Consider the following 24,049-nt stretch of genomic DNA (forward strand, 5'->3'; position numbering starts at 1 on the left):
ACATCAGTCGCGGAGAGCAACAGGCTGCTCACCGCATATCCCCCAGCAGGATCGGGTTGTTGTGGAAGCTGGCTTGCCGGCGATAGCCTCACCTCGGTTCGACGTTAAACCGAACTGTCCGCATCGCTGGCAGGCCAGCTCCCACACAACCCCATTCCCACATTTGTTCTTCAGCGCCCTTTGAATTGGGCGACGTTGGCACCGTGCGCTTCGGTTTTCGGCAGCGCGGCAACCCCCAGACGCTCACCGGTATTGGCATCGAACAGCAGCACTTTTGCCGGATCGAATTGCAGGGTCAGGGTCTCGCCCACGGCCGGCGCCACGTCCGGTGCCAAGCGGCAGCAGACCTTGGTGTCGTTGAGGTTGACGAACACCAGCGTGTCGGGACCGGTCGGTTCGGTGACCTGGACTTCAGCACGAATGCTCGGCAAGCCATTGCCCTCACCGTTCGCCAGCACGATCTGTTCAGGACGCAGGCCGAGGATTACCTCGCGATCTTCCAGTCCGGCATCCTGCATGCTCATCGGCAGCTCGCAACGCGCCTGTCCGCTGTCCAGCAGCGCGACCAGACGACCGTCCTTGCGCTGCAAGCGCAGGGGGATGAAGTTCATCGGCGGCGAACCGATGAAGCTCGCCACGAAGAGGTTGGCCGGGTTGTTGTAGATGTCTTTCGGCGTGCCGAACTGCTGGATGATCCCATCCTTCATCACCGCCACTTTGTCGCCCAGGGTCATGGCTTCGATCTGGTCGTGGGTGACGTAGACCGTGGTGGTTTTAAGGCGCTGGTGCATCAGTTTCATTTCGGTGCGCATCTCGACCCGCAGCTTGGCGTCGAGGTTGGACAGCGGTTCGTCGAACAGATAAATCTTCGGCCGCCGCGCCAGTGCACGGCCCATCGCCACGCGTTGCTGCTGGCCGCCGGAGAGTTGGCCAGGCTTGCGATTGAGCAGGTGTTCGATCTGCAACAGCTTGGCCACGCGAGCGACTTCCTCGTCGATCGCCGACTGGCTCATCTTGCGGATTTTCAGACCGAACTCGATGTTCTCGCGCACGCTCATGGTCGGGTACAGCGCGTAGGACTGGAACACCATGGCGATGTCGCGATCCTTGGGGCTCATGCCGCTGACGTCCTGATCGCCGATCATGATCGCGCCGCCAGTGATGGTCTCAAGGCCGGCGATGCAGTTCATCAGCGTCGACTTGCCGCAACCCGAAGGTCCGACGAGGATCAGGAACTCACCGTCCTTGATCGACAGTTCGATGTTCTTCAGGGTGTCCGGCAGGCCGGCGCCATAGGTCTTGTTTACATTGCGAAGTTCGAGCGTTGCCATGATTACCCCTTGACTGCGCCGGCCGTCAGGCCGCGCACGAAATACTTGCCTGCGACCACATAGACCAGCAGGGTCGGCAGCCCGGCGATCATCGCCGCTGCCATATCAACGTTGTATTCCTTGGCACCGGTGCTGGTATTGACCAGGTTGTTCAGCGCCACCGTGATCGGTTGCGAATCACCGCTGGAGAACACCACGCCGAACAGGAAGTCGTTCCAGATCTGGGTGAACTGCCAGATCAGGCAGACCATGATGATCGGCGTCGACATCGGCAGAATGATGCGGCGGAAGATGGTGAAGAAACCTGCGCCGTCGAGACGCGCAGCCTTGACCAATGCATCCGGAATGCTCACGTAGTAGTTGCGGAAGAACAGCGTGGTGAACGCCAGGCCGTAAACCACATGCACGAACACCAGCCCGGTGGTGGTGCTCGCCAGACCCATCTTGCCGAGGGTGAACGACGCCGGCAGCAGCACGGTCTGGAACGGCAGGAAGCAACCGAACAGCAGCAGGCCGAAGAACAACTGCGAACCACGGAAGCGCCACATCGACAGCACATAGCCGTTCAACGCGCCGATCGCGGTGGAGATGATCACGGCCGGAACGGTGATCTTGATCGAGTTCCAGAAGTAACCGTTGACCGTGGCCCAGGCCTTGACCCAGCCAATGCCGCTGACCACAGTCGGCCAGCTCAGCAGGTTACCGGTGCTGATGTCTTCCGGGGTCTTGAAGCTGGTCAACAGCATGACTACCAGCGGAATCAGGTAAAGCAATACGGCAAGGATCAGCACCGCGTAGATCGCGATGCGACTCAGGCTGATGGAAGGTTTGGCAGCGAGACTAGTCATGACGCTTGGTCCTCAGCTCGGAGTACAGGTAGGGCACGATGATTGCGAGAATCGCACCGAGCATCAGAATCGCACTGGCCGAGCCCATGCCCATCTGGCCGCGACTGAACGTGAAGGAGTACATGAACATCGCTGGCAGGTCGGAGGAGTAACCCGGGCCACCGGCTGTCATCGCCGCCACCAGGTCAAAACTCTTGATCGCGATGTGCGCCAGAATCATCACCGCACTGAAGAACACCGGGCGCAGGCTTGGCAGCACCACTTTCCAGTAGATCATCGGCATGCTCGCGCCATCGATCTGTGCGGCACGGATGATCGATTGGTCCACACCGCGCAGACCGGCGAGGAACATCGCCATGATGAAGCCCGAGGCTTGCCAGACCGCCGCAATCACCAGGCAATACACCACGCGGTCCGGGTCGATCAGCCAGTCCAGACGGAAGCCTTCCCAGCCCCAGTCACGCAACAATTTGTCCAGGCCCATGCCCGGGTTGAGCAGCCATTTCCAGGCCGTACCGGTGACGATCATCGAGAGCGCCATCGGGTACAGGTAAATGGTGCGGATGAAGCCTTCGCGACGGATACGCTGGTCGAGGAACACCGCCAGCAGCACACCGATGACCAGCGTGATGCCGATGAACATGCCGCCGAACAGCGCCAGGTTCTTGCTCGCCACCCACCAGCGGTCGTTATCGAACAACCGTGCGTATTGCGCCAGGCCTGCCCACTTGTAGTTCGGCAGGAATGTCGAGGTCGTGAACGACAGAACGAACGTCCACAGGATGTAGCCATAGAAGCCCACCAGAACGATGAACATGCTCGGCGCCAGCACCAGTTTTGGAAGCCAGCGTTGCAATGCATCGAACGGCGAGGCCTTGCTGAACACAGCAACAGAACTCATGGGGAAATCCAGAATAGGGAATTAGGATTACAAGTGCGTCCCCTGTGGGAGCCAGCCTGCTGGCGATTGCGCTGTGTCAGTCCACACATCAGGTGTCTGACAGTCCGCCATCGCGAGCAGGCTCGCTCCTGCAGGAGCCAAGCATTACTTGGCCGACTGGACCGCCGCGCCGAGTTTCTTGGCGGCATCAGCCGGGTCGGCTTTCGGGTCGTTGATGTAGTTGGTCACCACATCGAAGAACGCGCCCTGTACCGCCAGCGTGGTCGCCATGTTGTGCGCCATGCTCGGCTGCAGGCCACCGGACTTGGCATCGGCCAGGAAGTCCTTGGCGGCAGTCTGGGCGCAGGAATCGAAACCGTATTTTTCCATGTCCGCCAGCATGTCGTTACGCACCGGGATCGAGCCCTTGTTGATGCTGAAGACTTTCTGGAAGTTCTCACCCAGCACGACTTTGGCGATGTCCTGCTGACCGGCAGCCGTGCCCGCATCTTTTTGCTTGAACACTGCCAGGGAGTCGATGTTGTAGGTGAACGCCTTGTCGGTGCCCGGGAACGCTACGCACTGGTAGTCCTTGCCGGCGACTTTTTTGGCGGCGGTCCATTCAGACTTGGCCCAGTCACCCATGATCTGCATGCCGGCCTTGCCGTTGATGACCTTGGCCGCTTCCAGGTTCCAGTCCTGGCCTTTGCCATCGGCGTCCATGTAGGTCGCGACTTTCTTCAGCTCGGTCAGCGCCTTGACCATTTCCGGGCCGGTCAGCGCTTTGTTGTCGAGATCGACCAGGGCTTTCTTGTAGCCATCAACACCCATCACCGAAAGCACCACGGCTTCGAAGACGGTGCTGTCCTGCCAAGGCTGGCCACCGTGGGCGAGCGGAATGAAACCCGCAGCCTTGAGTTTGTCACCGGCGGCGTAGAATTCTTCGAGGGTGGTTGGCGCTTTTTCGATCCCGGCTTTCTTGAAGACTTCCGGGTTGATCCACAGCCAGTTGACGCGGTGAATGTTCACCGGCACGGCCACGTAATCGCCTTCGTACTTAACGGTATCGGAGACTTTCTTGTCGAGCAGGCTGTCCCACTTCTCCGATTTGGCCACGTCCTTCAGGACGTCGGTGTCGAGCAGACCGGTCGACGCCCACTCTTGAATATCCGGGCCTTTGATCTGTGCCACGCCAGGCGGGTTACCCGCTACGGCACGGCTTTTCAGCACGGTCATGGCCGTTGCGCCACCACCACCGGCGACTGCGCCGTCCTTCCAGGTGAAGCCGTCTTTTTCGACTTGAGCCTTCAGGACATCAACCGCCGCTTTCTCACCACCCGACGTCCACCAATGCACGACTTCCACGGAACCTTTGGATTCGGCGGCCAGGACACTGAGGGGGAGCGCAGACAGGGAAGCGAGAGAAATGACAGTAGCGAGGCGAGAAATCGCATTCATCTAGGAGTACCTTTCTTGTTGTTATGCATGCAAGTCTGGTGCTTGCGCTGCATAGGATTTTAAACAGGGGATGCCCCTTCGCAGGTAACGAAGGGACGCGCGAATGTCACCGCATGGTTACATAGAACCGCTCTGGGACACCCTTGCCAGCGCACTGGCCATACTCGGCGCCAGCGGCAGACGCGGGATCAACAAGGCTTGCCAGGCATGATAAAGGTCCGGTTTACCGGCCCAGATGTCGGCACTTGGGCGGTTTAGCGGATCGAGTTCGTGATGCCAGCTGCCATTGCAGCGGTCGATGAAATGACTGTCACAAAATTCCCAGAATAGTCGGTACCAGCGCTCATACTGCTCATCACCGGTGCGCTGCAGTAACGCACTGGCGGCGGCACTGGCTTCGCAATGGGTCCAGTGCAAACGATGGCGCACGACCGCTTTGTTGTTCCAGTCCAGCGTATAGACAATGCCCGGCGCACCGTCGACGTCCCAGCCGTGGCGACAGTTTTGTTCGAACAGTTTTTGCGCATCGGTGGCCAGCCATCCGGGCGTGAGCATGCCGGCCTGAACCCGCCCCGCCTCCAGATGCAACAGCAGCCGTGCCCATTCAAAACCGTGGCCGGGCGTGGTGCCGTAAGGACGGAAACCGTCGGCCGGGTTGTCGTGGTTGTACTCGCGCAGCGGTTGCCAGTCGCGGTCAAAATGCTCGACCACCAAGTAGTCATTGGCGGCGGCATGGCCGTGGATCACACGTTCGACAATACGCTGCGCACGGCACAGCCAGCGGTTGTCGTCGGTGACATCGGCCAGGGCGAGAAAGGCTTCGGTGGCGTGCATGTTGCTGTTGGCGCCACGATAGGCTTCCTCGGTGCTCCAGTCGCGATTGAAGGACTCGCGCATCGCGCCCTCTTCTTCGCTCCAGAAGTAGGTGTCGATAATGTCGATGGCATCATCGAGCAACGCCTGTGCGCCGGGACGTTGCGCCACCACCGCGGAACTCGCGGCCAGCGCGACAAAGGCATGCAGGTAGGCGTTCTTGCCGGTGTTGCCGTCGCGGTGTCCGGCCACTGCAAACCAGCCCCCGTGCACCGCATCGCGCAGCGGCCCGCGCAGGGCTTCGACGCCATGATCGACCAACTCGGCAAATCCCGGCAGGCCTTGAATATGGGCCATGGCGAAGCTGTGGGTCATGCGCGCGGTGTTCATGGTTTCAGCTTGCGCGTCGGCCGGCAGATGGCCGCGCTCATCGAGATTACCGAAGCCTTCAGGCAGCTTCGACGCCTTGGCGAACGCCAGCATCCGCAAGCCTTCGGCGGCGAGCCATTGCTGGTGTGCAGGTGCGTTCAGCCAACTGCTGAAGGCAGGTTGGAAGGTGTGCATGGGAGACCTTTTTTGTTGTTATGACTGAGGGGCAGCATAAACAACAGGCGGTGGCGGGCTTGTAACGAAGGGGGCGGGTTTTGTCACCGGGTTGTGACATTTGCAGCGCAGGATCAAAAGATCGCAGCCTTCGGCAGCTCCTACAGGGATCGGTGTAGGAGCTGCCGCAGGCTGCGATCTTTTGACTTTCAATCTATCGAACGGGGCAACTGCAGAGTCACTCGCAACCCGCCTTCACGCAAATTCTGCAAACTCACTTCACCGCCATGACTATGGGCAATGTTGCGGGCAATCCCCAGCCCCAACCCGTACCCCTGCTGCTGCCCCGCCAAGCGGAAGTGCGGTTCAAACACTTGCTCCAGGCGCTGCTCCGGAACGCCCGGCCCTTCGTCATCGACATGCAGCACAAACGCGCTGTCGTCATCATCGATGTGCAGGTGCGCGTTTTGCCCGTACTTGAGAGCGTTGTCGATCAAGTTGCCGATGCAACGCTTGAGCGCCAGCGGTTTGCCTGGATAGGCCGCTAGCGCCCGCCCCTGCTGGGTGACGCGGCCATTGCCGTTGGGTGCCAGATACGGCTCCACCAGACAATCGAGCACGTGGTTGAGGTCCACCGGTTCAATGTTCTCGTGGATGTCGGTGTCTTTCACGCATTGCAGCGCGCCTTTGACCAACAGCTCCAGCTCGTCCAGATCGCGGCCGAACTTGGCTTGCAGCTTTTCGTCTTCGAGCAATTCGACGCGCAGGCGCAAGCGGGTGATCGGCGTGCGCAAGTCGTGGGAAATCGCGCTGAACAATTGGCTGCGCTCGGTCAGGTAGCGGCTGATGCGCTCGCGCATGGTGTTGAAGGCGCGACCTACTTCGACCACTTCACTGCCGCCGCCCTCGGCCACTGGTTCCACATCGGCGCCCAGTGAAAGATCCCGCGCCGCCCGCGCCAGGCGCTTGAGCGGACGGCTCTGCCAATGCACCAGCAGGCCGATGAACAACAGCAAGAAACCGCTGGTGAGTACGATGAACCACACCTGCTGCGACGGCAGGCCTTGTTCTTCGAGACTGGTGTAGGGCTCGGGCAGCAACGAAGCGATGTACAGCCACTCACCCGGCGCCATTTGAATCTGTGTCACCAGCACCGGTGGGTTCACCGGTTCGAGCGTCAACGCGTAATGCGCCCAGGACCGTGGCAGCTCATCGAGCTTCAGGCCCGCATTGAAAATCCGCAGATCTTCTGGGCTCACGAAGGACACCGAGATATCCGTGTCGTGACCCAACGTCTGCCTCAGCACCTCGTCGACGGCCTTCATCACCGCCGCCTTGCGCGGCGTCGTCGGCAGCACTTCCATGCCCAGGGGTTTGTCGTTGAGCGTCACCACAAAACGCGTACCGCCCATGCTGCGCAACTGGTCGAGAACCAAAGGGCGATAGGCGACCGGCAACGAACGGAAGTAGCTGACACTGGCGGTCATCGAATGCGCCAGGCTGCGGGCGCTGGTGACCAAGCCTTCAAGTTGCGTGGCGCGCAGTTGCGAGACCCAGATCACGCTCGACAATGTCTGGGCAAACAGCACCGCGAGCAGGGTCAGCAGCAACATGCGCCCGAGCAACGAGCGTGGCATCGGCACCTTCGCCGCGATGTTGCGGAAAAATTCAGTGGCCATTGCTGGCAATCACATTGGCTGCCAGTTGGTAACCGCTGCCTCGCACGGTGCGAATCAGCCGCGGTGGTTTTTCCGTGTCGCGCAAACGCTGGCGCAAACGGCTGACCGCCATGTCGACGATACGATCGAGCGGCATCAGTTCACGGCCACGGGTGGCATTGCCGATGGTGTCGCGGTCGAGGATTTCCTGCGGGTGATCGAGGAACAGTTTCAGCAAGGCGAAATCGGCACCGGACAGAATCACCTCTTCACCGTCGATGTGAAATAAACGGTGGCTGACCATGTCCAGCCGCCAGTCATCAAAGGCCAGCACCTCACCACCAGAGCGCTCCTGGCCGAATTGCGCACGACGCAACAACGCCTTGATACGCGCCTGCAACTCGCGGGGGCTGAAAGGTTTGCCGAGGTAATCGTCCGCACCCAGTTCCAGGCCAATGACGCGGTCGGCCTCGTCGGAGCTGGCCGTGAGCATGATGATCGGCACTTGCGCCCGTCGCGGGTGCTGACGAATCCAGCGACACAAACTGAAGCCATCTTCATCCGGCAACATCACATCGAGGATCACCAGATCACTCGGTTCGTCGTTCAAGGCCTGGCGGAAACCGGCGCCATCGGGCGTGGTACGCACCTGAAACCCGGCGCGGGTCAGGTAGGTGTCCAGCAACTCGCGTATCTCTTGATCGTCATCGACCAACAAAATCGACTTGTTGACTGAGCTCACTTCGAAGGCATCCTTGTTGTTGGAATTGGGGCGGATTATGCCTGATGAACCTTGGATATTTGTTGCCTGTTCTGGCCTCATCGCTGGCAAGCCAGCTCCCACAAGGGTCATTGTCGTTCACAAAACCTGTGGGAGCTGGCTTGCCTGCGATGAAGGCGACACGGTCTCAAGCCTGCTCGAGCGCTACTCCCGCGCCAACGAGGCCCGAATACGGCGCCGTCACCAGCCACACCGGAATCCCCTTGAAGTAATCACTCATGCATCCCTTGTCGGCGAAGCAACGGGCGAAACCGCTTTCGAGGAAGAAATCGGCGAACCGTGGAATTACCCCGCCCACGATGTACACGCCGCCACGCCCACCGGTGGTCAGCACATTGTTGCCGGCGACACGGCCGAGCCAGCAGCAGAATTGTTCGAGCACTTCCAGAGCAATCGGATCGCCCGCCAGACCGGCAGCCGTGATCGCTTCCGGTGTATCCAGCACTGGCTCATGCCCGTCCACCGCACAAATCGCCCGGTAAACGCGCGGTAAGCCACCACCGCTCAACGCCGTTTCGGCGCTGACATGCCCGATCTCATTGGAGATGTGCTGCCACAACTGGGTTTCGCGCGGGCTGCTCAATGGCAGGTCAACGTGACCGCCCTCCCCGGGCAACGCAGCAAACCGGCCCTCGCCCAGGTCGAGCAAGGTGCCGACGCCCAAACCGGTGCCCGGACCAATCACCACGGCTGGACGCAACGGCTCCGGCGTACCTTCGCAGACCACGCGGAATTCGCCGGGCTGCAAACGGGTCATGCCCAACGCCATGGCCGAGAAATCGTTGACCAGCAACAACTGATCCACCTGCAAGGTCTGGCAAAAGCCCTTGCGGCTCAGGCGCCAGTGATTGTTGGTGAACTTGAATTCGTCACCGCTCACCGGGCCGGCTACCGACAGGCACACGGAGCCGATGGCACCCGGCGCCAGACCGAGCCCGCTCAAGTAGAGGCTGATCGCCTCTTCCGGGCTGGCGTGGTCGGCCGTCGCCAGCACCTGGACGCTCTCCAGTTGCTGGTTTTTCCACAACGCGAACCGTGCGTTAGTCCCACCGATGTCACCGACCAAAGCCAGTTTCAATTAAGCGTCTCCAGGGCAGAAGTGAAGGCGCTGGCCCCCTGCTCTGCGGAGCTGAAGGCCATGCGCATGAAACCAAACAGTTCGCGACCGGTGCCGATGTTGTTGCCCAACAGGCCTTTGGCCGGCGTGCGCGCTGCGAATTCTTCGGCGTCCACCTTAAGCTCCAGGGTGCCTTTGACGCCATCGACGCGGATGATATCGCCCTCTTGCACGCGCGCCAAAGCGCCACCGACATAAGCTTCGGGGCTGACGTGAATCGCCGCCGGGATTTTCCCCGACGCGCCGGACATGCGTCCGTCGGTCACCAGCGCAACCTTGAAGCCGCGATCCTGCAGCACGCCGAGGAACGGCGTCATCTTGTGCAGCTCCGGCATGCCGTTGGAGCGCGGGCCCTGGAAGCGCATCACGGCGACAAAATCCTTCTCCAGCAAACCGGCCTTGAAGGCATCGGCCAGGTCCTGCTGATCCTGGAACACCATGGCCGGCGCTTCGACGATCTGGTTTTCCAGCGCAACGGCGGAAACCTTCATCACGCCACGACCGAGGTTGCCTTCCATCACTCGCAGGCCGCCCTCAGGCGAGAACGCACGAGCGACCGGACGCAGGATAGATTCATCGAGACTTTCGGTGATGCCTTCACGCCAGACCAGCTCGCCGTTATCGAGGAACGGCTCCTGGGTATAGCGGCTCAAGCCATGGCCGAGCACGGTGTTGACGTTTTCGTGGAGCAGCCCGGCTTCCAGCAGTTCGCGGATCAGGAACGACATGCCGCCCGCGGCCTGGAAGTGGTTGATGTCGGCTTTGCCATTCGGGTAGACATGGCTGAGGGTCGGTACCACTTCGGAGAGGTCGGCCATGTCCTGCCAGGTCAACTGAATACCCGCCGCCATGGCAATCGCCGGCATGTGCAGGGTGTGGTTGGTCGAGCCGCCGGTGGCGTGCAGCGCCACAATGGAGTTGACAAGCGAACGCTCGTCGACGATTTCACCGATCGGCATGTAGTTGCCGTTCTGCTTGGTCAGGCGCGTGACTTGATGCGCCGCTTCACGGGTCAGGGCGTCGCGCAACGGCGTGTTCGGGTTGACGAAAGAGGCGCCCGGCAAGTGCAGGCCCATGACTTCCATCAGCAACTGGTTGGTGTTGGCGGTGCCATAGAACGTGCAGGTGCCAGGGCTGTGGTAGGAATTCATTTCCGACTCCAGCAGCTCTTCGCGGCTGGCCTTGCCTTCGGCGTAGCGCTGGCGCACGTCGGCTTTCTGCTTGTTGGAAATGCCCGAGACCATCGGCCCGCCCGGCACGAAAATCATCGGCAGATGACCGAAACGCAATGCGCCCATCATCAGGCCCGGGACGATCTTGTCGCAGATGCCGAGCATCAGAGCGCCGTCGAACATGTTGTGGGACAGCGCCACGGCGGTGGACAGCGCGATCACTTCACGGCTCGGCAGGCTCAGTTCCATGCCGGGCTCGCCCTGGGTCACGCCATCGCACATGGCCGGGGTGCCACCGGCAAACTGGCCGACGGAGCCAATTTCGCGCAGGGCTTTCTTGATCAGTTCAGGGAAGACTTCGTACGGCTGGTGTGCCGAGAGCATGTCGTTATATGACGAAACAATCGCAATGTTGGCGGAGTTCATCATCCGCAGACTGTTCTTGTCGTCGCTGCCGCAACCGGCCACGCCGTGGGCGAAGTTGGCGCATTGCAGCTTGCCGCGCATCGGACCGTCGCTGGCCGCACCGCGAATCAATGCAAGGTAAGCCTCACGCGTGGCGCGACTGCGGGCGATAAGCCGTTCGGTGACCTCAAGGACGCGGGGATGCATGTGTAGAACTCCAGGCTAACGGATGTGGCGACCTGATTGTCTATGCTGATCAAGGGCCGGTGTCGATGGGATGACAGACGGTTTTCTTGATCGGTTGGACCAGTTGATTCAGGTCACTCGTTGTAGATTGAACAAAATATTGCCATCAAAAAGGCTTGTTTTCTATTTTTTTGCGAATAATCTTGTAATTCCAACAACAAAACGACGGTAGCGCAGACATATGACTCTTCGAATCGCAATCAATGGCTTTGGCCGCATCGGCCGTAATGTTCTGCGCGCACTCTATACACAGGGCTACCGTCAGGACTTGCAGATCGTTGCCATCAACGATCTGGGAGACAGCGCAATCAACGCGCACTTGCTCAAGTACGACACCGTTCACGGCACGTTCGATGCCGATGTCCAGCACGATCAGGAAAGCCTGACCGTCAACGGTGACCGCATTGCCGTCAGCGCCATTCGCAACCCGGCCGACCTGCCCTGGGCCGCGGAAAAGATTGATGTGGTGTTCGAATGCACCGGCCTGTTCACCGACCGGTCCAAAGCCGCCGCGCATATTACGGCCGGCGCACGCAAAGTGATTATCTCGGCCCCGGCCAAAGGCGCCGACGCCACCGTGGTCTATGGTGTGAACCACGACATTCTGCGCCAGTCGCACCAAATTATTTCCAACGCGTCGTGCACCACTAACTGCCTGGCCCCGGTGGCCCAGGTGCTGCACCGCGAGCTGGGCATCGAAAGCGGTTTGATGACCACGATCCACGCCTACACCAACGACCAGAACCTGACCGACGTCTACCACACCGACCCGTACCGCGCCCGTTCGGCCACCCAGAACATGATCCCGAGCAAGACCGGCGCTGCTGAAGCAGTGGGCCTGGTATTGCCGGAACTGGCCGGCAAACTGACCGGCATGGCGGTCCGTGTTCCGGTGATCAACGTGTCGCTGGTGGACCTGACCGTACAGCTGAAAAAAGAAGCCAGTGCCGAAGAAGTCAACGCACTGCTCAAGCAAGCCAGCCAGCACTCGAAGATCCTCGGCTACAACACCTTGCCGCTGGTCTCCAGCGACTTCAACCACAACCCGCTGTCGTCGATTTTCGACGCCAACCACACCAAGGTCAGCGGCAAGCTGCTCAAGGTACTGGCCTGGTACGACAACGAATGGGGCTTCTCCAACCGCATGCTCGATAACTGCCTGGCGCTGTGCAACGCCGAATAGGGCATTGACCCGCCCCTGTAGGAGCTGCCGAAGGCTGCGATCTTTTGATCTTGATCCTGTAAAAATCAACATCAAAAGATCGCGGCCTTCGGCAGCTCCTACGGGTATTTGCGACACCGAGGAGCATGCAATGATCGGTATCAGCTTTACGCAAAAAACCCTGGCGGCGCGCAAGCGCATCGCTCTGGTTGCCCACGACCACTGCAAAGTGTTTTTGCTCGACTGGGCCGCACGACACAAAGACACACTGGCGCAACACAACCTGGTCGCCACCGGCACTACGGGGTTGTTGTTGCAACAACGTCTCGACCTGCCGGTGGAGAGCATGATCAGTGGCCCGCTGGGCGGTGACCAACAGCTCGGAGCGCGCATCGCCGAGCAGCGGGTCGACATGCTGGTGTTCTTTTGGGACCCGTTCGAACCACAGCCACACGACCCGGACATCAAAGCTTTATTGCGGGTTGCAGCGGTCTGGAACATTCCGGTGGCGTGCAACGAATGCAGCGCTGATTACTTGCTTAGCAGCCCGATGATGGATCAGGCGCACGCGCATCGTATTCCGGATTACGCGACCTATTTGCAGGGCCGCGCGTAAACCTTCACAAATCTGCACTTGACCATTCGTGTGGATGATAAGCATTATCATTCGCTCGAAATGGATCAGGTCCTCCCGTGAGTCAATCGCGCTTCAACGACGTCTTCATCACCCAGCGAGTATCCCTGCTGCGTACGCTGGAGCGGATGGTCAACAATCACAGCACCGCCGAAGACCTCTTGCAGGAGACCTACCTGCGAGTCACGCGCGCGCTCAGTGAACGGGCCATTCATCACCTGGAACCCTTTGTTTTCCAGACCGCCCGCAACCTGGCGCTGGACCACTTGCGTGCGCGACGCATCCATTCACGCACCATGGTCGAAGACGTGCCGCTGGACGTGGTGCAAAGCGTTGCCGCCCCCGCCAGCAGCGCCGAAGACGCCGCCCATGCCGAACAATTGCTCGAGCGTCTGAACGTGCGTCTGAGTCAACTCAGCCCCCGCCAGCAACAAATTTTTATCCTCAGCCGCCTGCACGGTCACAGTTATCTGGAGATCGCCGAAAAACTCGGCGTGTCGCTAAGCACTGTGCAGAAAGAGCTGAAACTGATCATGACGATCTGCATCGGTGTTGCCGAACGGGCAAACGGCCGCTAAGTCGGCCGCATCTCGACGGCTTTGACCATCAGGGCTACCCTTGCCGCTCTTTTCAGCTTCACTCAAAAAAACAGCCGTGCGTAGACACAGCCGAGGAAACACCGTGACGGACACCCACCGCTCCCCTTCGCCCTCACCGGCGCAGGACACTGCAGACGCGATGGACCAGGCCCTGGACTGGCTGATCGTGCTGGACAGCCCGAGCGAAGAACAGACTCGCCAGTTCCATGAGTGGCTTGTCGCCGACCCGGCACATGCCGACGCGTTCGCCAAGGCCCAGGCGATCTGGAACGGTCCGCAAGTCACGCAATGCGCGCAAAGTCTGGCGGCGCAGCCCGCGAAGGTCACGGTGCTGGCGCGCCTGCGTCCGCACTGGAAACCGTTGGCCACCGCCGCTGTGTTGATCCTCGGCCTGTTCAGCTTCAGCAATCTGCCCATGCGTTTGCAGGCCGATCACCTGACCGTGGTCGGCGAGCGTCAGCGCCTGCAACTGGAGGACGGTTCGAACGTCCTGCTGAACACCAACTCGGCATTTTCCAGCACCATCAACGACAAGCAACGCGAAGCCCGCCTGTACCAAGGCGAGGCGTTTTTCGAGGTTCAGCCCCATCGAGGCCAGCCGTTGGAAATCAACGCAGGCCTGGTGACCGCCAGCGTTCGGGATACGGCATTCGCCGTGCGCTACCTCGATGGCGTGACTCAGGTTCGCGTGCAACGCGGCGATGTCGATTTGCGTGCCACCCGTGACGACGCCCGCGTGCGGCTGACGGCCGGGGAAAGTATCCGCATCGGCCCCAACGGTTTCGACCGCCCGGCCAAACTCGATCCTGCCACCGACCTGGCCTGGGTCCAGGGGCGTCTGGTGTTTGAAAACTGCCCGCTGAGCCAGGTACTCGCCGAGCTGCGTCGTTACTATCCGGGCTGGATCATCAATAACAACGAGCAGTTGGCCGATGTTGCCGTGACCGGAAATTACCGTCTCGATCAGCCGCTGGACGTGGTTCGGTCCCTGGCCCACATCACCTCGGCGCAGTTGAAGGAATTTCCGGCGCTGGTGATTTTGAACTGAATGAGAATTATTTTTACTCGATAGCTGTTTCCCGTACGTCTCGTTATAGCCAATGCAATTGATTCGCATCTCACTATGCCAATCAGCACCTATAAAGATTCGTGCGACACGGAGCGCTATCGATGTCCTCTCGCCTTACCCGCCAGTCCTCTTCACCTTCCCGCGTGCTGTCGCTGCTGACCGCTGCCATCCTGATGACCGGTGCTGCGCCACTGATGGCGGCGACCGCCGCCGAACAACAGACCCGCAAAATGGGCGACTACGCGTTCACCATCGCGCCTCAGCCGCTGGTCTCGGCACTCAATGCCTTCACCGCCGTGACTGGCTGGCAGGTGGGTTTGCCGGCAGAGCTGGCTGAAGGTGTGGCGTCGCCGGGCGTGCGCGGATCGCTGCCGCCAGAAAAAGCCCTGGATCGCCTGTTGGTGGGGACCAACCTGAGCTACCGCAAACTGGGCAACAACAACATCGTGCTGGAGCGTCGCAGCAATGGCAGCGCGCTTAATCTGCAGCAGACGACTATCAGTGCCACCCGCCAGGAACAGTCGGTGAACAGCGTGCCCAGCACTGTGACCGTTCACACTCGCGAAGAACTGGACCGCAACAACGTCAACACCATCAAGGACCTGGTGCGTTACGAACCGGGCGTTTCGGTGGGCGGTACCGGTACGCGTGGCGGCATCAGCGGCTACAACATCCGTGGCATCGACGGTAACCGGGTGCTGACCCAGGTTGACGGCGTTGAAATTCCCAACGGTTTCTTCAACGGCCCTTACGCCAAGACCCAGCGCAATTACGTCGACCCGGAAATCGTCAAACGCGTCGAGATCCTTCGCGGTCCGGCCTCGGTGCTCTACGGCAGCAACGCCATCGGTGGCGCGGTCAGCTATTTCACCCTCGACCCGGACGACATCATCAAGCCTGGCCAGGACGTTGGCGCACGCTTGAAGACCGGCTACAGCTCGGCTGACGAGAGTTGGCTCAAATCCGCCACCGTGGCCGGTCGCGCCGACCAGTTCGACGGTCTGCTGCACTACAGCCAGCGCGACGGGCATGAAACCGAATCCTATGGCAGCAATAACAGCACCGGCCTGACCCGGACCGCCGCCAACCCGGAAGACGTGCGCACCACCAACGTATTGGCCAAGGTCGGTTGGAACTACAAGGACGATGCACGCCTGGGCCTGACCTACGAAAAGTACAAGGACGATCGCGATACCGATCAGAAAAGTGCCTACGGCGGTCCGTTCTTCGCCGGCGCCCCGACCATTCCGGCCAGCGTGTTGCCTGGCGGCATGTACCAGTGGCGCACTGGTAACGACACCATCACCCGCGAGCGTTTCGGCGTGGAACACAGCTTCGCCCTGGACAGCCTGCTGACGGACAACGTCAAGTGGAGCCTGAACCACCAGATTGCCAAGACTGACCAGAGCACCGACGAATTCTATTTCCCGATCACTCGCCAGGTACTGCGCACCCGCGACACCGTCTACGAAGAAAAGCAGTGGGTCTTCGACTTACAACTGGATAAATCCTTCAGCATCGCCGACACCGAGCACCTGCTGACCTACGGCACCACTCTGAAACAGCAGAAGGTCACCGGCTCGCGCAGCGGCAACGGCACCTGCCTGGCGGTCGGTCGTGGCTGCACCGCCATCGGCGCCACCAGCACTGCCGATGTGTTGAGAAAGTCCAGCGACTTCCCGGACCCCACCATCAACACCTACAGCGTGTTTGCTCAGGACCAGATCAGCTGGAACAACTGGACCTTCCTGCCAGGCCTGCGCTACGACTACACCAAGCTCAAGCCCGACGTCACCCAGGAGTTCCTCAACACCGTATCGGCCGACGGTCGCGGTACCGTCAGCGACGACAACAAGACCTGGCACAAAGTCTCGCCCAAGTTCGGCCTGACCTATGCCTTCAACGACCATTACACCTGGTACGGCCAGTACGCCGAAGGTTTCCGTACCCCGACTGCCAAGGCGCTGTACGGTCGTTTCGAAAACACTGCTACCGGCTACCGAGTGGAACCGAATCCGGATCTGGAACCGGAAAAAAGCCAAAGCTACGAGACGGGCTTGCGCGGCAACTTCGAGCAGGGTTCATTCGAAATGGCCGTGTTCTACAACAAGTACCGCGACTTCATTAATGAAGACGCTGTCACCCCTGGCTATGACGAACCAACCTTTCAGAGCGCCAACATCAAGCACGCCACCATCAAGGGTGCGGAAATCAAGGGTCGCCTGAACCTCGACGCCTTTGGCGCACCACAAGGCCTCTACACCCAGGGCTCGGTGGCGTACGCCTACGGTCGCAACAACGACAACGGCGAACCGATCAACAGCGTCAACCCGCTGACCGGCGTGTTCGGTCTGGGTTACGACCAGGACAACTACGGCAGCCTGCTGAGCTGGACCCTGGTGAAAAAGAAAGACCGCGTCGACGACAGCAACTTCAAGTCGCCGGATGGTGTCAGCAGCCAGTTCAAGACGCCTGGCTTCGGCATTCTCGACCTGACCGGGTTCTACAAAGTCACCAACGACGTCACCCTCAGCGGCGGCATCTACAACCTGACCGACAAGAAGTACTGGCTGTGGGATGACGTGCGCGGCTACGACAGCGTTGGCGAAGCTTCGGTGACGCAACCGGCCAACCTTGATCGCCTGACCCAGCCGGGTCGCAACTTCGCAGTCAACCTGATCTGGGATATCTGACCCGACTCACCTCACTGCGCGTTTTTTTCACAGCCGCGCAGTGAGGTTTTTTTACTGTTCGGCCGGTGCTGATTCGTCTCGTTACCAAGCGCCTCTTTTTCCTCCAAGGATTCGTCATGACTACTCAGGACACCGCTCAACGCCCAAGCCTGCGTTCACAACGCTTGAACCAGGTCACAAACGAGCCCCACACCAAACTCGATGCCCTGGTCAAAGCCCACGCGCCGTTTGAGACCCAGGCCAACTTCGCCCGTTTCGTGGTGGCGCAGTACCTGTTCCAGTCGGAACTGGTGTCGCTGTACAACGATGCCGAACTGATCGCCATCGTCCCGGACCTGTCCGCTCGCTGCCGTGCCGAAGCGGCCAAGGCTGACCTGGCGGACCTGGACACGGAAGTCCCGGCACCGGTCGCCGGTGCAGTCAACAACCCAAGCAAAGCCGAAGCGCTGGGTTGGCTCTTCGTTTCCGAGGGTTCGAAACTGGGTGCGGCGTTCCTGATCAAGCGTGCCGTGGGCCTGGGTTTGAGTGAAACCTTCGGCGCCCGTCACTTGGGCGAACCGGCCGGTGGTCGCGCGCAAGGCTGGAAAAGCTTCGTCAAAACCCTCGATGAACTGGACCTCAGCGCCGAGGAAGAAGCCGATCTGGATAAAGGCGCCATCGACGCCTTCAACCGCTTCACGGTGTTGTTGGAGCAGGCTTACGCCACCACCCCGGAACTTGCCTGACACCTACCTCGGATACCCCTGTAGGAGCTGCCGCAGGCTGCGATCTTTTGATCCTGATCTTCTTGAGGTCGTAAAAAAGATCAAAAGATCGCAGCTCGTGGCAGCTCCTACAGTTCCGATCAAGCTTCACATCTGCTTTCCAGAGCCCATGCCTGCCTCCTCTAAAATCGCCCGCCTCCTCTTCGGCCTGCTGGCTTATGTCAGCCTGGGCATTGGCCTGATCGCCATTGTCATTCCCGGCCTGCCCACCACCGAATTCATCCTGCTGGCCGCCTGGGCCGCCACCAAGAGTTCGCCACGCCTGAGTGCCTGGCTGGAAAACCACCGACTGTTCGGCCCCATCCTCAGTAACTGGCGCAACGGCCGAATCATCGCGCGCCGGGCAAAAATCAGCGCCACTGTCAGCATGCTGTTATGTGCCGGTCTCATGCTGGTGATGCTCGACCATGGCTGGCCGATCTATCTGGCAATCGTCGGGATGGGCCTGGGCAATCTGTGGATCTGGTCGCGCCCGGAATCACTGGCGCAACAGCCGTAATTTCCTCCGTTTTCAATCGCCTTTTCGGCACATTTACCTGCGCAAACGTTCAACCATGACCGCTCGTCGGCAAGCCCCTCATGCAATCTCTCATCCCCGCCGATGTGGATTGAATGGCGCTAAATGGATTTGGCGAATCGAGCCGCTTTGGCTCACAGCCAACCATTCATCCATTCGCGAGCTCGCCCCATGTTCGACTCACTGTCCATCCGCCTGAAAATTGTCCTGCTCTCCGGCCTGTGCCTGTTCGGCGTCGTCACGTTGATCGTGGGCATGAACTTCTACCAGACCAATCAGAACGATGAACTGGTCAGCGATTCCAGCAGCAGAATGCTCACCGACAGCGTGCAAAACCTGCTCCAGGCCAAAGCCGCCGAGCAAGCCGTGCGGGTGCAGAAAACATTCGGTGAAACCCAGACCGTGGTGACCGCCCTCGCGGACCAGATCCTCGACATGCGCACCCAGGCCACCCAGCGTTCGCTTGAAGCCGGTGCGCTGCGTGAGGACCTGAACAAGGCCCTGAAAACAGCTTTCGAGCGCAACAGCAAAGTGTTGGGCATCTGGCTGGCGTTCGAGCCCAATGGCCTGGACGGCAAGGACAGCGAATTCGCCAATGACGCCGCCCGCCAGTCCAACGAGGCCGGGCGCTTCGCTACATACTGGAGCCGTGCCGGGGGTGAAGCCCTCAACACGATCATGGTCGAAGAGGACATGACCAAAACCACCCTCAACCTCAGCGGCACACCATACAACGTCTGGTACACCTGCCCGCGTGACAGCAAACGCACCTGCCTGCTCGACCCGTATGCCGATACTGTCGGCGGCAAAGAAGTATTGATGACCACCATTTCGGTGCCGCTGCTGGTGGAAGGTAAATCCATCGGCGTAGTCGGTATCGACATCGCCCTCGACGTCCTGCAAGCCGCGGCGGTCGACTCCCAGCGTGAACTGTTCAACAGCGCCGGGCACATGCTGATCGTCTCCGGCACGGGCGTGCTGGCAGCCTACAGCGTCGACGCCAGCAAAGTGGGCAAGAACATCGGCGACACCCTGGGCGCAGAGGGCAAGGATGCCTTGCAATCACTCAGTGCCGGCACACCGAAAATCCTCCAGCAGGGTGACCTGATCCGCGCGGTGTACCCGGTCAGCCCGATCGCCGATTCCAAGGCCTGGGGCGTGGTAATCGACCTGCCCAAGCAAGTGTTGCTGGCCGACTCGGTCAAGCTGCAAGCGGTGCTCGACGATGCCCAGCAAAGTGGCACGATCCAAGCTGTGGTCGTGGCGATCATTGCCGGCCTGATCGGCTTGCTGCTGATCTGGCTCACCGCTTCGGGCGTGACCCGGCCGATCAATAGCGTCGCCGACATGCTCAAGGCGATTGCCAGCGGCGACGGGGATCTGACTCAGCGCCTGCACTACAGCAAGAAGGATGAACTGGGCGAGCTGGTCAGCTGGTTCAACCGCTTCCTCGACAAGTTGCAACCAACCATCGCGCAGATCAAGCAAAGCATCACCGACGCACGCGGCACCGCTGACCAGTCTTCGGAAATCGCTCGCCAGACCAGTGAAGGCATGCAGGTGCAATTCCGTGAAATCGACCAGGTGGCCACCGCGTCCAACGAAATGAGCGCCACCGCCCACGACGTCGCCAACAGCGCCTCGAATGCCGCCAGCGCCGCCAAAGGCGCTGATCAGTCGGCCCGCGATGGCATGCAGATCATCGAGCGCAGCACTCGCGACATCAATCAACTGGCCGACGAAGTCAGCAAAGCGGTGACGGAAGTCGAAGCGTTGGCGGTCAACAGCGAGCAAATTGGTTCGGTGCTGGAAGTGATCCGCAGCATCGCCGAACAAACCAACCTGCTGGCACTCAACGCGGCAATTGAAGCCGCCCGAGCCGGTGAAAGCGGTCGCGGCTTTGCAGTGGTGGCCGATGAAGTACGCAACCTGGCCAAGCGCACCCAGGACTCGGTGGAAGAAATTCGCCTGGTGATCGAACGTATTCAGAGCGGCACACGTGGCGTGGTTGCCACCATGCATTCAAGCCAGACCCAGGCCCACAGCAACGCCGGGCAGATCCAGCAAGCGGTGCAGGCCTTGAGCAAAATCAGCGACGCGGTGACAGTGATCAGTGACATGAACCTGCAAATCGCCAGCGCCGCCGAACAGCAAAGCGCCGTGGCCGAAGAGGTCAATCGCAACGTTTCGGCGATCCGTACCGTCACCGAAACCTTGACCGGCCAGGCCACTGAATCGGCGCAGATCAGCAGCCAACTGAATTCGCTGACGACCCAGCAGATGAAATTGATGGATCAATTCCGCGTGTGATTTTTAAAAGATCGCAGCCTTCGGCAGCTCCTACACCAATCAATGTAGGAGCTGCCGAAGGCTGCGATCTTTTGATCTTATGATCTATGCTGCCCCCTCTTTCGGAGGGCCTTCGATGACTGATTTACTCACGTCCATTCAAGCCGCACTCGGCTTGCCGCAAACACCCATCCCGTTCACCGCCACAGGCGCCCTGCCCTCGACGTTCGCCGTCACTGACCTTGCCTGCGCCAGCATGGCCGCTGCCGGCCAGGCCGTCAGTGAACTGCTGCACCAGCAAACCGGACGTTTACCCGGCATAGAAGTCGACCGCCGTCTGGCCTCGTTCTGGTTCTCCAGTTCGATCCGCCCGGTAGGCTGGAACGTGCCGCCACTCTGGGACCCGATCGCCGGTGACTACGCCGCCAAGGATGGCTGGATCCGCTTGCACACCAACGCCCCGCATCACCGCGCGGCGGCTGAGTCCGTACTGGGCGCCAGTGTGGACCGTGCCGCGATGGCGAGCAAAGTGGCGCGATGGTCCAAGAGTGATCTGGAGCAAGCTGTGGTCGATGCCGGTGGCTGCGCCGCTGAAATGCGCACCTGGGAACAGTGGCAGGCGCATCCGCAAGGTCGGGCCGTCAACGCCGAGCCATTGATTCAGTTCGGCCATCACGGCAGTCACAACGCCAAGCCGTGGCAAGGCTCGGTCGCGCAACCACTGGCCGGGATCAAGGTGCTGGATCTGACCCGAGTACTCGCCGGCCCCGTCGCCAGCCGTTTTCTCGCCGGTCTTGGCGCTGACGTTTTGCGTATCGACCCGCCGACGTGGAACGAACCAGGCGTGGTGCCGGAAATGACGTTGGGCAAACGCTGCGCTCGCCTGGACCTGAACGAAAAGGCCGACCGCGTACTGTTCGACAGCCTGCTCAAAGAAGCCGACATTCTGCTCCACGGTTATCGCGCGGATGCGCTGGAGCGTCTTGGTTATGGCGCCAGCGAACGGCTAAAACTGGCCCCTGGTCTGCTCGATGTCAGCCTCAATGCCTATGGCTGGAGCGGTCCGTGGCAGAACCGTCGTGGCTTCGACAGTCTGGTGCAGATGAGCAGCGGCATTGCCGATGCCGGCATGCACTGGAAACACGCGAACGCACCGACGCCATTGCCGGTTCAGGCGCTCGATCACGCCACTGGGTATTTGATGGCCGCCAGCGCGATCAAGCTGTTGGCAGACCGCTTGAGCAGCGGTCAGGGTGGGTCGGCGCGATTGTCGTTGGCGCGTACGGCGAAGTTGTTGATCGACAATGGCCGAGGCAGCGACGAAGCGCTGCGCGCAGAAGATGAACACGATCAGGGCATGCTGGTTGAACAAACGCCCTGGGGGCCTGCGCACAGGTTGCATGTGCCGCTGAAGATCAGCGGGACGCCGGTGCAGTGGTCGCTGGCGGCCTCTGAATTGGGTTCACATCGCGCGCAGTGGTGGTGACGGGAAGATAGCCATCGCGAGCAGGCTCACTCCTACAGGGACTGCGTAAAAGCTGCCGAACGCCAGCACCAACCTCACAGACTGAGCAATCCACTGTACAGCCCATAAGCCGCCAACCCGGCACCACTGAGGACACAGGTAAATATGCCCTTCTCGATAGTAGTGAAAACCGGCTTGCCCTGTTCATGCCGGGCCTTGGCGAACAGGATCACACCCGGCGCATACAACAACGCCGAGAGCAGCAAATACTTCAAGCCGCCGGCGTACAACAACCACACCGCATAGCTCAGGGCGACGCCACCAATCAGCAGATCCTTGGTGCGTTCTGCGGACACGTGTTCGTAGGTTTCACCGCGACCGCTCAACAACACTGCATAAGCCGCTGACCAAAGGTACGGCACCAGAATCATCGACGAGGCGAGGTAGATCAGGCTGGTATAGGTGCTGGCGGCGAACAGGATGATCAACAGGAAAAGCTGAATCATCACATTGGTCATCCACAGCGCATTGACCGGCACGTGGTTGGCGTTTTCCTTGGTCAGGAACGCCGGCATGGTCTTGTCTTTGGCCGTGGCAAACAGGATCTCGGCACACAGCAGCGCCCACGAGAGCAAAGCGCCCAACAGTGAAATCGCCAGCCCGACGCTGATCAACAATGCGCCCCACGGTCCGACGATATGCTCCAGCACCGCCGCCAGCGACGGGTTCTGCAAGGTCGCCAATTCCGGTTGGCTCATGATCCCCAGCGACAGCACGTTAACCAGTACCAGCAGCGCCAGCACGCCAATGAAACCAATGACCGTCGCCCGGCCGACGTCCGAACGTTTCTCGGCTCGCGCTGAATAAACACTGGCGCCCTCAATGCCGATGAACACAAACACGGTGACCAGCATCATGTTGCGCACCTGGTCCATCACGCTGCCGAAACTCGGGTTGCTGCGCCCCCAAATGTCCCGGGTGAAAACGTCTGCCTTGAAGGCCACCGCCGCAATCACGATGAACATGATCAGCGGCACGATCTTGGCGACCGTGGTCAGCAGGTTGATGAACGCCGCCTCCTTGATCCCGCGCATCACCACAAAATGCACGGTCCACAACAACACCGACGCACAGGCAATGGCAATCGGCGTGTTGCCTTCGCCAAACACCGGCACGAAAAAACCCAGGGTGCTGAACAGCAAGACGAAGTAGCCGACGTTGCCCAGCCAGGCACTGATCCAGTAACCCCAGGCTGACGAGAACCCCATGTAATCGCCGAAACCGGCCTTGGCGTAGGCGTACACCCCCGAATCGAGTTCCGGTTTGCGATTGGCCAGGGTCTGGAACACGAATGCCAGGGTCAGCATGCCAACGGCAGTGATCGCCCAGCCAATCAATATCGCACCGGCATCGGCCTTGGCGGCCATGTTCTGTGGCAGGGAAAAGATCCCCCCGCCAATCATCGATCCCACGACCAGCGCGATCAACGCGCTCAGGCGAAGCTTGTTCGGGGACTGCGACATTGTTGCGCCTCCAATGGCTGGGCAGAAACCGGGTTAATTACCGTTAACTAAATGGGTAAAGCGTAATAACGTTTATTAGATA

At 60.2% G+C, this 24,049-nt stretch carries 19 protein-coding genes and 1 pseudogene; 10 read left to right on the forward strand and 10 right to left on the reverse strand.

Annotation, left to right across the window (positions count from 1 at the left end):
• Positions 1 to 170 precede the first annotated feature (170 nt).
• From KVG88_RS21800 to edd, 9 genes are all read right to left on the reverse strand, one after another.
• Entirely contained in the window at positions 171 to 1,331 is a 1,161-nt protein-coding gene (locus tag KVG88_RS21800; protein ID WP_150703075.1) for an ABC transporter ATP-binding protein, read from the reverse strand.
• A gap of 2 nt (positions 1,332 to 1,333) precedes the next feature.
• The gene (locus tag KVG88_RS21805; protein ID WP_150703074.1) at positions 1,334 to 2,179 is read right to left on the reverse strand and encodes a carbohydrate ABC transporter permease; all 846 of its coding nucleotides are present in this window, start codon (positions 2,177 to 2,179) and stop codon (positions 1,334 to 1,336) included.
• On the reverse strand, positions 2,172 to 3,080 hold the full coding sequence (locus KVG88_RS21810) for a carbohydrate ABC transporter permease (RefSeq protein ID WP_150703073.1): 909 nt from the start codon (positions 3,078 to 3,080) through the stop codon (positions 2,172 to 2,174). The genes KVG88_RS21805 and KVG88_RS21810 overlap by 8 nt, the downstream gene beginning before the upstream one ends.
• 144 nt (positions 3,081 to 3,224) lie before the next feature.
• Positions 3,225 to 4,517 (reverse strand): ABC transporter substrate-binding protein, encoded by a 1,293-nt coding sequence (locus KVG88_RS21815; RefSeq protein ID WP_150703072.1) that lies wholly within the window; start codon positions 4,515 to 4,517, stop codon positions 3,225 to 3,227.
• Positions 4,518 to 4,634: 117 nt separating this feature from the next.
• Positions 4,635 to 5,894, reverse strand: a complete 1,260-nt coding sequence (locus KVG88_RS21820) for a D-mannose isomerase (RefSeq protein WP_217872737.1) — start codon at positions 5,892 to 5,894, stop codon at positions 4,635 to 4,637.
• A 188-nt stretch (positions 5,895 to 6,082) separates the two neighbouring features.
• Complete coding sequence (locus tag KVG88_RS21825) at positions 6,083 to 7,510, reverse strand: ATP-binding protein (protein ID WP_217872830.1); 1,428 nt, start codon at positions 7,508 to 7,510, stop codon at positions 6,083 to 6,085.
• Positions 7,511 to 7,541: 31 nt separating this feature from the next.
• Positions 7,542 to 8,273, reverse strand: a complete 732-nt coding sequence (locus KVG88_RS21830) for a response regulator (protein ID WP_056852630.1) — start codon at positions 8,271 to 8,273, stop codon at positions 7,542 to 7,544.
• A 166-nt stretch (positions 8,274 to 8,439) separates the two neighbouring features.
• Positions 8,440 to 9,390 (reverse strand): glucokinase, encoded by a 951-nt coding sequence (locus KVG88_RS21835; protein ID WP_150703069.1) that lies wholly within the window; start codon positions 9,388 to 9,390, stop codon positions 8,440 to 8,442.
• Complete coding sequence (gene edd / locus KVG88_RS21840; protein WP_217872738.1) at positions 9,387 to 11,213, reverse strand: phosphogluconate dehydratase; 1,827 nt, start codon at positions 11,211 to 11,213, stop codon at positions 9,387 to 9,389. The genes KVG88_RS21835 and edd overlap by 4 nt, the downstream gene beginning before the upstream one ends.
• 220 nt (positions 11,214 to 11,433) lie before the next feature.
• Between edd and gap the strand changes: the two genes are divergently transcribed.
• The 10 genes and pseudogenes from gap (at position 11,434) to KVG88_RS21885 (ending at position 22,465) form a co-directional block, all read left to right on the forward strand.
• Positions 11,434 to 12,435 (forward strand): type I glyceraldehyde-3-phosphate dehydrogenase, encoded by a 1,002-nt coding sequence (gene gap, locus KVG88_RS21845; protein WP_217872739.1) that lies wholly within the window; start codon positions 11,434 to 11,436, stop codon positions 12,433 to 12,435.
• 130 nt (positions 12,436 to 12,565) lie between these two features.
• Entirely contained in the window at positions 12,566 to 13,030 is a 465-nt protein-coding gene (locus KVG88_RS21850) for a methylglyoxal synthase (protein WP_217872740.1), read from the forward strand.
• Positions 13,031 to 13,107: 77 nt separating this feature from the next.
• Positions 13,108 to 13,626 (forward strand): RNA polymerase sigma factor, encoded by a 519-nt coding sequence (locus tag KVG88_RS21855; RefSeq protein WP_217872741.1) that lies wholly within the window; start codon positions 13,108 to 13,110, stop codon positions 13,624 to 13,626.
• 103 nt (positions 13,627 to 13,729) lie between these two features.
• A complete protein-coding gene (locus KVG88_RS21860) occupies positions 13,730 to 14,695 on the forward strand; it encodes a FecR family protein (protein ID WP_217872742.1) in 966 nt (321 codons plus the stop codon).
• A 122-nt stretch (positions 14,696 to 14,817) separates the two neighbouring features.
• Positions 14,818 to 17,409: a TonB-dependent receptor gene (locus tag KVG88_RS21865; protein WP_217872743.1), complete on the forward strand. Its 2,592-nt coding sequence runs from the start codon at positions 14,818 to 14,820 to the stop codon at positions 17,407 to 17,409.
• Positions 17,410 to 17,525: 116 nt separating this feature from the next.
• Entirely contained in the window at positions 17,526 to 18,134 is a 609-nt protein-coding gene (locus KVG88_RS21870) for a biliverdin-producing heme oxygenase (protein ID WP_217872744.1), read from the forward strand.
• 148 nt (positions 18,135 to 18,282) lie between these two features.
• Positions 18,283 to 18,672, forward strand: coding sequence for a YbaN family protein (locus KVG88_RS21875; protein ID WP_150703061.1), 390 nt, complete (start codon positions 18,283 to 18,285; stop codon positions 18,670 to 18,672).
• Between the two features lie 453 nt (positions 18,673 to 19,125).
• A pseudogene (locus KVG88_RS31420) lies at positions 19,126 to 20,142 on the forward strand (methyl-accepting chemotaxis protein); the annotation flags it as partial.
• A gap of 102 nt (positions 20,143 to 20,244) precedes the next feature.
• Positions 20,245 to 21,000, forward strand: a complete 756-nt coding sequence (locus KVG88_RS31425; RefSeq protein WP_412071280.1) for a methyl-accepting chemotaxis protein — start codon at positions 20,245 to 20,247, stop codon at positions 20,998 to 21,000.
• 115 nt (positions 21,001 to 21,115) lie between these two features.
• Positions 21,116 to 22,465 (forward strand): CoA transferase, encoded by a 1,350-nt coding sequence (locus KVG88_RS21885; protein ID WP_217872746.1) that lies wholly within the window; start codon positions 21,116 to 21,118, stop codon positions 22,463 to 22,465.
• A 74-nt stretch (positions 22,466 to 22,539) separates the two neighbouring features.
• On the opposite strand, the gene arcD is transcribed toward KVG88_RS21885, so the two are convergent.
• Positions 22,540 to 23,967 (reverse strand): arginine-ornithine antiporter, encoded by a 1,428-nt coding sequence (gene arcD / locus KVG88_RS21890; protein ID WP_217872747.1) that lies wholly within the window; start codon positions 23,965 to 23,967, stop codon positions 22,540 to 22,542.
• Positions 23,968 to 24,049: the final 82 nt, after the last annotated feature.

The sequence above is a fragment of the Pseudomonas azerbaijanoccidentalis genome, from assembly GCF_019145495.1.
Taxonomy (GTDB): domain Bacteria; phylum Pseudomonadota; class Gammaproteobacteria; order Pseudomonadales; family Pseudomonadaceae; genus Aquipseudomonas; species Aquipseudomonas azerbaijanoccidentalis.

Coding starts and splice junctions, on each gene's coding strand:
- KVG88_RS21800 (WP_150703075.1), bottom strand. CDS start 1,331: ATGGCAACGCTCGAACTTCGCAATGTAAACAAGACCTATGGCGCCGGC.
- KVG88_RS21805 (WP_150703074.1), bottom strand. CDS start 2,179: ATGACTAGTCTCGCTGCCAAACCTTCCATCAGCCTGAGTCGCATCGCG.
- KVG88_RS21810 (WP_150703073.1), bottom strand. CDS start 3,080: ATGAGTTCTGTTGCTGTGTTCAGCAAGGCCTCGCCGTTCGATGCATTG.
- KVG88_RS21815 (WP_150703072.1), bottom strand. CDS start 4,517: ATGAATGCGATTTCTCGCCTCGCTACTGTCATTTCTCTCGCTTCCCTG.
- KVG88_RS21820 (WP_217872737.1), bottom strand. CDS start 5,894: ATGCACACCTTCCAACCTGCCTTCAGCAGTTGGCTGAACGCACCTGCA.
- KVG88_RS21825 (WP_217872830.1), bottom strand. CDS start 7,510: ATGCCACGCTCGTTGCTCGGGCGCATGTTGCTGCTGACCCTGCTCGCG.
- edd (WP_217872738.1), bottom strand. CDS start 11,213: ATGCATCCCCGCGTCCTTGAGGTCACCGAACGGCTTATCGCCCGCAGT.
- gap (WP_217872739.1), top strand. CDS start 11,434: ATGACTCTTCGAATCGCAATCAATGGCTTTGGCCGCATCGGCCGTAAT.
- KVG88_RS21850 (WP_217872740.1), top strand. CDS start 12,566: ATGATCGGTATCAGCTTTACGCAAAAAACCCTGGCGGCGCGCAAGCGC.
- KVG88_RS21865 (WP_217872743.1), top strand. CDS start 14,818: ATGTCCTCTCGCCTTACCCGCCAGTCCTCTTCACCTTCCCGCGTGCTG.
- KVG88_RS21870 (WP_217872744.1), top strand. CDS start 17,526: ATGACTACTCAGGACACCGCTCAACGCCCAAGCCTGCGTTCACAACGC.
- KVG88_RS21875 (WP_150703061.1), top strand. CDS start 18,283: ATGCCTGCCTCCTCTAAAATCGCCCGCCTCCTCTTCGGCCTGCTGGCT.
- KVG88_RS31425 (WP_412071280.1), top strand. CDS start 20,245: ATGCAGGTGCAATTCCGTGAAATCGACCAGGTGGCCACCGCGTCCAAC.
- KVG88_RS21885 (WP_217872746.1), top strand. CDS start 21,116: ATGACTGATTTACTCACGTCCATTCAAGCCGCACTCGGCTTGCCGCAA.
- arcD (WP_217872747.1), bottom strand. CDS start 23,967: ATGTCGCAGTCCCCGAACAAGCTTCGCCTGAGCGCGTTGATCGCGCTG.